Origin of the sequence: Streptomyces hirsutus, assembly GCF_001418415.1 — a bacterium.
Lineage (GTDB): Bacteria > Actinomycetota > Actinomycetes > Streptomycetales > Streptomycetaceae > Streptomyces > Streptomyces hirsutus.
In genome coordinates this window covers 1-8,321 of record NZ_LIQT01000649.1, presented here as the reverse complement: position 1 = coordinate 8,321, position 8,321 = coordinate 1, and the positions used below count along the sequence as shown (strand labels likewise).

Genomic DNA, 8,321 nt, shown 5'->3' with positions numbered 1-8,321 from the left:
GTGCCACCCGAGGGGATGCGGGGAGGGGTGGTGCCGGTCGGGCGGCGCGTGTCGCGGCGGCCGGGAGGACGCGTACCGGTGCGGTGCTGAGCCCTGGTCATGACCTTGTTCACGGGACCCCGTTCGACGGGCCGGGCGTCGCCGCCGGCCGGGGGACCGGGGCGATACCGGGCGGTAACTTCGTGGTTGGGGATCTTGTACGGGGCGGCAGAGGGCGACGGCAAGGCGCCGTGAGTCGTGTCGGGACGGCGGGAGGATTCACTTATCCGAGTGAATGACGGCCGGTCGATCCCGTCCGGGAGCGGGCGGGCCGGGTGAATTCCTGGCTCGGGGTGGACACCGCCGAGGGGGTGGGCAGGAACCCGATGGGGGACGCCGCACGTACCCTGAAGGCTCACCCGGCCGGATGCGGCCGCCCCAGAGGTGTCCCGCGATCCCCGGCGGACCTCCGACCACGAAAGCTGCCCACATGCGCGTCAAAGCCGCCGACATGCGCGTCTACGTCCCCCTGACCCTCTCCGGCCTCGCCGAGGCGTACCGGACGGGAGAGCTGGGCGCCGGGCGGTTCCCCGCCTACGGTGTGACGCCCGCGCTGCGAGAGTGGTACCCCTCCGAGTACGACGAGGACCAGGAGTACGCGGCGCTGGGCTTCGCCGCGCTGGCCTCGCTGCGGCTGCTGGCCGCGGACGCCGGCGCCCCGCGGCGCCGGGTCGTGGTCGCCGTGGACGTGCCCGACGGGGCGGTCTCGGCCGATCCGGCCGGCCCCGGTGCGCTGTGGGTCGACGGGCCCGTACGGCTGGACCGGGCGGCGGCGGTGCACGTGGACGCGGCGGACGCGGAGCCGGACGTGACGGCGGCCGCGCAGGCGCTGCCCGCGGCGGACGGCGGGGACGACGGCGCCCAGTCCGTCGTGGACGGGGCGGAGGAGCACGAACTGCTGTGGTACGCCACGCAGGAGATCCCGAACCTGCTGGGGCCGGCGGTCTGAGGTCTTCCGTTCGCACCGGGCCGGACCGGGGAGAGGCCCGGTGCCGGCGGCCTGAGTCGGCCGCCGGGTGCGGCGCCGATCCGGTGGTCTCCCGGCTGTCAGTGGCGGCGGGTACTTTTTTCCCATGGGGATGCACAGGGACGCGCACATCGTCTGGGACTGGAACGGCACGCTGTTCCACGACGTCGACGCGGTCATCGGGGCGACGAACGCCGCCTTCGCCGAGCTCGGCCTGGAGCCGCTCACGCTGGAGCGGTACCGGGAGCTGTACTGCGTGCCGGTGCCGAAGTTCTACGAGCGGCTGATGGGACGGCTGCCCACCGAGGCCGAGTGGGAGCTGATGGACGCGACCTTCCACCGGTACTACACCGAGCACCGGGTGCGGTGCGCGCTCGCCGAGGGGGTGGCGGAGCTGCTGGCCGGATGGTCGTCGGCGGGGCGCAGCCAGTCGATCCTCAGCATGTACGGGCACGAGGACCTCGTGCCCCTGGTCCGGGGCTTCGGCATCGAGTCCCACTTCCTGCGCGTCGACGGGCGGACCGGCCCGTCCGGTGGCGGCAAGTCGGAGCACATGGCGCGCCACCTCGGCGCGCTGACCGGAGTGGACCCGGCCCGCACGGTGGTGATCGGGGACGCCGCCGACGACGCGCTGGCCGCGCGGCACGTGGGGGCGGGAGCCGTGCTCTACACCGGCGGCTCGCACAGCAGAGCCAGCCTCGAAGCGGTGGGGGTGCCGGTGGTGGACACGCTGGCGGAGGCCGTCGAGGAAGCGGAACGCCTGGCGGCCTGAGCCGGACGCCGGACGCCGGGCGCCGGGCGCCACGGAGAGAGGGGCGGCCGGCGGGAAACGGACGGCGGACGATCGGGAAGCGGACGGAAGACGACCGGATGTCGCCGGAAGCGCACTGTGCAGAACGTCAAAGTTCCACCCCATGTTTTGTACACATACGGCTCATGACGGGCCCCCCGCGAGGGGGGATAGCCTGGGTGGCGTGATCAGCGCGATAGCTCGCGGGGGCCTCGTCGTCCCCGTTGTGCGCCCGGAGAGCACGGACGACATCCGTGACCGGGCGGCGCTCGCTGGTCCTCGCGGGCGGGACGGGACCCGGAAGGTCCCCGAGGCGCGCCGCATCCCCCGGGTACGGACGTCGCGGAGAGCAGCGTCACACCCGTCGGGCGCGCCGGAATTGGCAGAGAAGCCCCCGCTCGTCTCATCCTGCGGCATAGCGTCGGTACGGAGCGGACACCCCGCGCCGTACCACCGCACCGCGGGCGCAGAGACCGTACTTCCTTCTACGTCACGCAATGGCGCGCGACAGGAGTCAGAGGACAATGCAGACCAAGCTGGACGAAGCAAAGGCCGAGCTGCTCGAAAAGGCCGCCCGGGTAGCTGAGAACAGCCCGGCCGGGGGGAAACTGCCGACCGGGACGACGGACAAGGGCATGCCCGACCGGGACACCGTGCTCGCGTTCCTCCAGCGCTACTACCTGCACACCGCCCCGGAGGACCTTGTCGGCCGCGACCCGGTCGACGTGTTCGGAGCCGCCTTCTCGCACCTCCGGCTGGCCGAGAACCGTCCCCAGGGCACGGCCAACGTCCGGGTCCACACCCCGACCGTCGAGGAGAACGGCTGGACGTGCAGCCACTCCGTCGTCGAGGTGGTCACCGACGACATGCCCTTCCTCGTGGACTCCGTCACCAATGAGCTGACCCGGCAGGGCCGCGGCATCCACGTCGTCATCCACCCGCAGATGGTGGTGCGCCGCGACCTCACCGGCAAACTGATCGAGGTGTCCGCCGCACCCGCCGGGGGCGAACTCCCGCACGACGCCCACATCGAGTCCTGGATCCACGTCGAGACCGACCGCGAGAGCGACCGCGGCGACCTCAAGCAGATCACCGCCGACCTGCTGCGCGTCCTGTCCGACGTCCGCGAGGCCGTCGAGGACTGGGGCAAGATGCGGCAGACGGCGACCCTGCTGGCCGAGGGCCTGCCCGACGAACCCGTCCCCGTGGACGTGCCGGGCCCGCAGGTCGAGGAGGCCCGGGAGCTGCTGCGCTGGCTCGCCGACGACCACTTCACCTTCCTCGGCTACCGCGAGTACCAGCTGCGCGACGACGACTCGCTGGCCGCCGTCCCCGGCACCGGCCTCGGCGTCCTGCGCTCCGACCCGCACCACGCCACCGACGAGGACCACCCGGTCAGCCCGTCCTTCGAGCGGCTGCCCGCCGACGCCCGGGCCAAGGCGCGCGAGCACAAGCTGCTCGTCCTGACCAAGGCCAACAGCCGGGCCACCGTGCACCGGCCGTCGTACCTGGACTACATCGGCGTCAAGAAGTTCGACGCGGACGGCAACGTCGTCGGCGAGCGCCGCTTCCTCGGCCTGTTCTCCTCGGCCGCCTACACCGAGTCCGTCCGCCGGGTCCCGGTGATCCGCCGCAAGGTCGAGGAGGTCCTCGAGCGCGCCGGCTTCTCGCCGAACAGCCATGACGGGCGCGACCTGCTGCAGATCCTGGAGACCTACCCGCGCGACGAGCTCTTCCAGACCCCGGCCGACGAGCTCCAGGCCATCGCCACCTCGGTGCTCTACCTCCAGGAGCGCCGCCGCCTGCGGCTCTACCTGCGCCAGGACGAGTACGGGCGCTACTACTCCGCCCTCGTCTACCTTCCCCGCGACCGGTACACCACCGGTGTGCGGCTGAGGATCATCGACATCCTCAAGGAGGAACTCGGCGGCATCAGCGTCGACTTCACCGCCTGGAACACCGAGTCGATCCTCTCCCGGCTGCACTTCGTGGTCCGCGTCCCGCAGGGCACCGAGCTGCCGCAGCTGTCCGACCAGGACCGGGAGCGCATCGAGGCCCGGCTGGTCGAGGCCGCCCGCTCCTGGGCCGACGGCTTCGGCGAGGCCCTCACCGCGGAACTGGGCGAGGAGCGTGCCGCCGAACTGCTGCGCCGCTACGCGAACGCCTTCACCGAGGGGTACAAGGCCGACCACACCCCGCGCGGCGCCGTCGCCGACCTGGTCCGGCTCGAACAGCTCGACGACGAGCAGAACTTCGATCTCAGCCTGTACGAGCCGGTGGGCGCGACCCCCGAGGTGCGCCGCTTCAAGATCTACCGCAAGGGTGAGGCCGTCTCCCTCTCGGCCGTGCTGCCCGTGCTCCAGCGGCTCGGCGTCGAGGTCGTCGACGAGCGGCCCTACGAGCTGCGCCGCGACGACGGCAGCGTGGCCTGGGTCTACGACTTCGGACTGCGGCTGCCCAAGGCCGCCGACGGCGCCGACCACCTCGGCGACGACGCCCGTGAGCGGTTCCAGGAGGCCTTCGCGGCGACCTGGACCGGCAAGGCGGAGAACGACGGTTTCAACGCCCTGGTGCTGAGCGCCGGACTGACCTGGCGTCAGGCGGTGGTGCTGCGCGCCTACGCCAAGTACCTGCGTCAGGCGGGCTCCACCTTCAGCCAGGACTACATGGAGGACACCCTCCGCAACAACGTCCACACCACCCGGCTGCTCGTCTCCCTGTTCGAGGCGAGGATGTCGCCGGAGCGGCAGGGCGCCGGCTTCGAGCTGGTGGACGCCCTGCTGGAGGAGGTCGACGCCGCCCTCGACGAAGTCGCCTCGCTCGACGAGGACCGCATCCTGCGCTCCTTCCTCACGGTGATCAAGGCAACGCTGCGCACCAACTTCTTCCAGGAGGCGAGCGGCGGCCGCCCGCACGACTACGTCTCCATGAAGTTCGACCCGCAGGCCATGCCCGACCTGCCGGCGCCCCGCCCGGCGTTCGAGATCTGGGTGTACTCGCCGCGGGTCGAGGGCGTGCACCTGCGGTTCGGCAAGGTCGCGCGCGGCGGCCTGCGCTGGTCGGACCGCAGGGAGGACTTCCGCACCGAGATCCTCGGCCTGGTCAAGGCGCAGATGGTGAAGAACACCGTCATCGTGCCGGTCGGCGCCAAGGGCGGCTTCGTCGCCAAGCAGCTGCCGGACCCGTCCGTGGACCGCGACGCCTGGATGGCCGAGGGCATCGCCGCGTACAAGACGTTCATCTCGGCGCTGCTCGACATCACCGACAACATGGTGGCCGGCGAGGTCGTGCCCCCGGTCGACGTCGTCCGGCACGACGGGGACGACACCTATCTCGTCGTCGCGGCCGACAAGGGCACCGCCAGGTTCTCGGACACGGCCAACGAGGTCGCCCAGGCCTACGGCTTCTGGCTCGGTGACGCCTTCGCCTCCGGCGGCAGCGCCGGATACGACCACAAGGGCATGGGTATCACCGCCCGCGGCGCCTGGGAGTCCGTCAAGCGGCACTTCCGGGAGCTGGGCGTGGACACCCAGACCCAGGACTTCACGGTCGTCGGCATCGGCGACATGTCCGGTGACGTGTTCGGCAACGGCATGCTGCTGAGCGAGCACATCCGGCTGGTCGCCGCCTTCGACCACCGGCACATCTTCATCGACCCCACCCCGGACGCGGCCCTCGGCCACGCCGAGCGCCGCCGCCTGTTCGAGCTGCCGCGCAGCTCCTGGGCGGACTACAACACCGACCTGCTGTCGGCCGGCGGCGGCGTGTTCCCGCGCACCGCCAAGTCCATCCCGGTCAACGCCCAGATCCGCGAGGCTCTCGGCCTCGACTCCGGCGTCACCAAGATGACCCCGGCGGACCTGATGAAGGCGATCCTCAAGGCGCCGGTGGACCTCCTGTGGAACGGCGGCATCGGCACGTACGTCAAGGCGTCGAGCGAGTCCAACGCCGACGTCGGCGACAAGGCCAACGACACCATCCGCGTCGACGGCAAGGACCTGCGGGTCGCCGTCGTCGGCGAGGGCGGCAACCTGGGCATGACCCAGCTCGGCCGGATCGAGGTCGCGCTGCACGGCGGCCGGATCAACACCGACGCCATCGACAACAGCGCCGGCGTGGACACCTCCGACCACGAGGTGAACATCAAGATCCTGCTCAACACCCTGGTCGCGAACGGCGACATGACGGTAAAGCAGCGCAACAAGCTGCTCGCCTCGATGACCGACGAGGTCGGCCGGCTGGTGCTGCGCACCAACTACGCGCAGAACACCGCCCTCGCCAACGCCCTGGCCCAGTCCAAGGACATGCTCCACGCCCAGCAGCGCTTCATGAAGCACCTGGTGCGCGAGGGCCACCTCGACCGGGCCCTGGAGTTCCTGCCCACCGACCGCCAGATCCGCGAGCGGCTGAGCGCCGGGCAGGGCCTGACCGGCCCGGAGACGGCCGTCCTGATGGCCTACACGAAGATCACGGTCGCCGACGAGCTGCTGAGCACCTCACTGCCCGAGGACCCGTATCTCAAGGTGCTGCTGCACTCGTACTTCCCGGCCGCGCTGCGCGAGCAGTTCGCCGACCGGATCGACGCGCACCCGCTGCGCCGTGAGATCACCACGACCGTCCTGGTCAACGACACGGTCAACACGGGCGGTACGACGTATCTGCACCGGATGCGGGAGGAGACCGGAGCGTCGCTGGAGGAGATCGTCCGGGCCCAGACCGCGGCCCGCGCGATCTTCCGGTCCGCCACGGTGTGGGACGGGGTCGAGGACCTCGACACCGTCGTCGCGGCGGACGTCCAGACCCGGATCAGGCTGCACTCGCGCCGGCTGGTGGAGCGCGGCACGCGCTGGCTGCTGAACAACCGTCCGCAGCCGCTGGAGCTCGAGGAGACGGTGTCGTTCTTCGCCGAGCGCGTCGAACTGGTCTGGTCGCAGCTGCCGAAGCTGCTGCGCGGCGCGGACCTGGAGTGGTTCCAGAAGATCCACGACGAGCTGGCGGGCGTCGGTGTCCCGGCGGAACTCGCCACCCGTGTGGCAGGGTTCTCCTCCGTGTTCGCGGCGATCGACATCGTCTCGGTGGCCGACCGCATGGGCAAGGAGCCGCTGGACGTCGCCGAGGTGTACTACGACCTCGCCGACCGGCTGCGCATCACCCAGCTGATGGACAGGATCAGTGAGCTGCCCCGCGCCGACCGCTGGCAGTCCATGGCCCGCGCGGCGATCCGCGAGGACCTGTACGCGGCGCACGCGGCGGTCATGGCCGACGTGCTGGCGGCGGGCAACGGCACGTCGACACCGGAGCAGCGGTTCACGGTGTGGGAGGCGAAGAACGAGGCCATCATCGGCCGGGCCCGCACCACCCTGGAGGAGATCCAGAGCTCGGACACCTTCGACCTGGCGAACCTGTCGGTGGCGATGCGGACCATGCGGACGCTGCTGCGCTCGCACGCGTAGGGCAGTACGCGCCCGCCCCGCCCACGGCGCACAGCACAACCCGCAGGGGGCGCCCCGGACCGTCGTGTCCGGGGCGCCCCCTGCGGCGTTGCGGTGCCGGCCTCAGGCAGGCTTCGAAGCGGCCTCGGGCTCGGTTCGGGTCTTCACCTCGGGTTGCTCGGGCTGTTCGGGCTGCTCGAGGTTCGGCTTCGGCTCGGCCTTCGGCTTCGGTTTCGGCTTGCGGGCCTTGTCCGGGCCGCCGGTGAACTTCTCGTACTCCTTGAGCACCTCTTCGGTCGGTCCGTCCATGCGCAGTTCGCCCCGTTCCAGCCACAGCACGCGGTCGCAGGTGTCGCGGATCGACTTGTTGCTGTGGCTGACCAGGAACACCGTCCCGGCGTGCTTGCGCAGCTCGCGGATGCGGCCCTCGGAGCGCTTCTGGAAGGAGCGGTCGCCGGTGGCCAGGGCCTCGTCGATGAGCAGGACGTCGTGGTCCTTCGCGGCGGCGATGGAGAAGCGCAGCCGGGCGGCCATGCCGGAGGAGTAGGTGCGCATCGGCAGGGTGATGAAGTCGCCCTTCTCGTTGATGCCGGAGAAGTCGACGATCTCCTGGTAGCGCTCGTGGACCTGCTCGCGGGTCATGCCCATCGCGAGCCCGCCCAGCATGACGTTGCGCTCGCCGGTGAGGTCGTTCATCAGGGCCGCGTTGACGCCGAGGAGGGAGGGCTGGCCGTCGGTGTAGATCCGGCCGTTCTCCACCGGGAGCAGGCCGGCGACGGCCTTGAGCAGGGTCGACTTGCCCGAGCCGTTGGTGCCGATCAGGCCGATGGCCTCGCCCCGGTGGGCGACGAAGGACACGTTGCGCACCGCGTGCACCGTGCGCACGCCGGACGCCCTCTCGGTCTTGCGGCGGCGCACGATGCGGTTGAGGGCCGCGGTGGCGGAGCCGCGTCCGGCGCCGGTGCCGTTGACCCGGTAGACGATGTCGACGCCGTCGGCGACGACGGTGGGGATCTTCTCGTCGGTGTTGTCAGCCACGGCCGTAGGTCTCCTCAGCCTTCCAGAAGTAGATGAAGCCGATCACGCCGGCCAG

4 protein-coding genes are annotated in these 8,321 nt (G+C 71.1%); 3 read left to right on the top strand and 1 reads right to left on the bottom strand.

Translation table 11 applies throughout. The features are described from left to right. The first annotated feature begins 490 nt into the window (after positions 1-490). From AOK11_RS36635 to AOK11_RS36625, 3 genes are all read left to right on the top strand, one after another. On the top strand, positions 491-988 hold the full coding sequence (locus tag AOK11_RS36635; RefSeq protein WP_055597946.1) for a DUF6912 family protein: 498 nt from the start codon (positions 491-493) through the stop codon (positions 986-988). A gap of 124 nt (positions 989-1,112) precedes the next feature. Further along, positions 1,113-1,778 carry an HAD family hydrolase gene (locus tag AOK11_RS36630; protein WP_055597945.1) on the top strand — a complete coding sequence of 222 codons (666 nt, stop codon included), beginning with the start codon at positions 1,113-1,115 and terminating at the stop codon, positions 1,776-1,778. A 542-nt stretch (positions 1,779-2,320) separates the two neighbouring features. Continuing rightward, positions 2,321-7,249 carry an NAD-glutamate dehydrogenase gene (locus AOK11_RS36625; RefSeq protein WP_055597944.1) on the top strand — a complete coding sequence of 1,643 codons (4,929 nt, stop codon included), beginning with the start codon at positions 2,321-2,323 and terminating at the stop codon, positions 7,247-7,249. 102 nt (positions 7,250-7,351) lie between these two features. Here the strand turns inward: AOK11_RS36625 and AOK11_RS36620 are convergent, their stop codons facing one another. Further along, the gene (locus AOK11_RS36620; RefSeq protein WP_055597943.1) at positions 7,352-8,266 is read right to left on the bottom strand and encodes an ABC transporter ATP-binding protein; all 915 of its coding nucleotides are present in this window, start codon (positions 8,264-8,266) and stop codon (positions 7,352-7,354) included. Between the last annotated feature and the right edge of the window lie 55 nt (positions 8,267-8,321).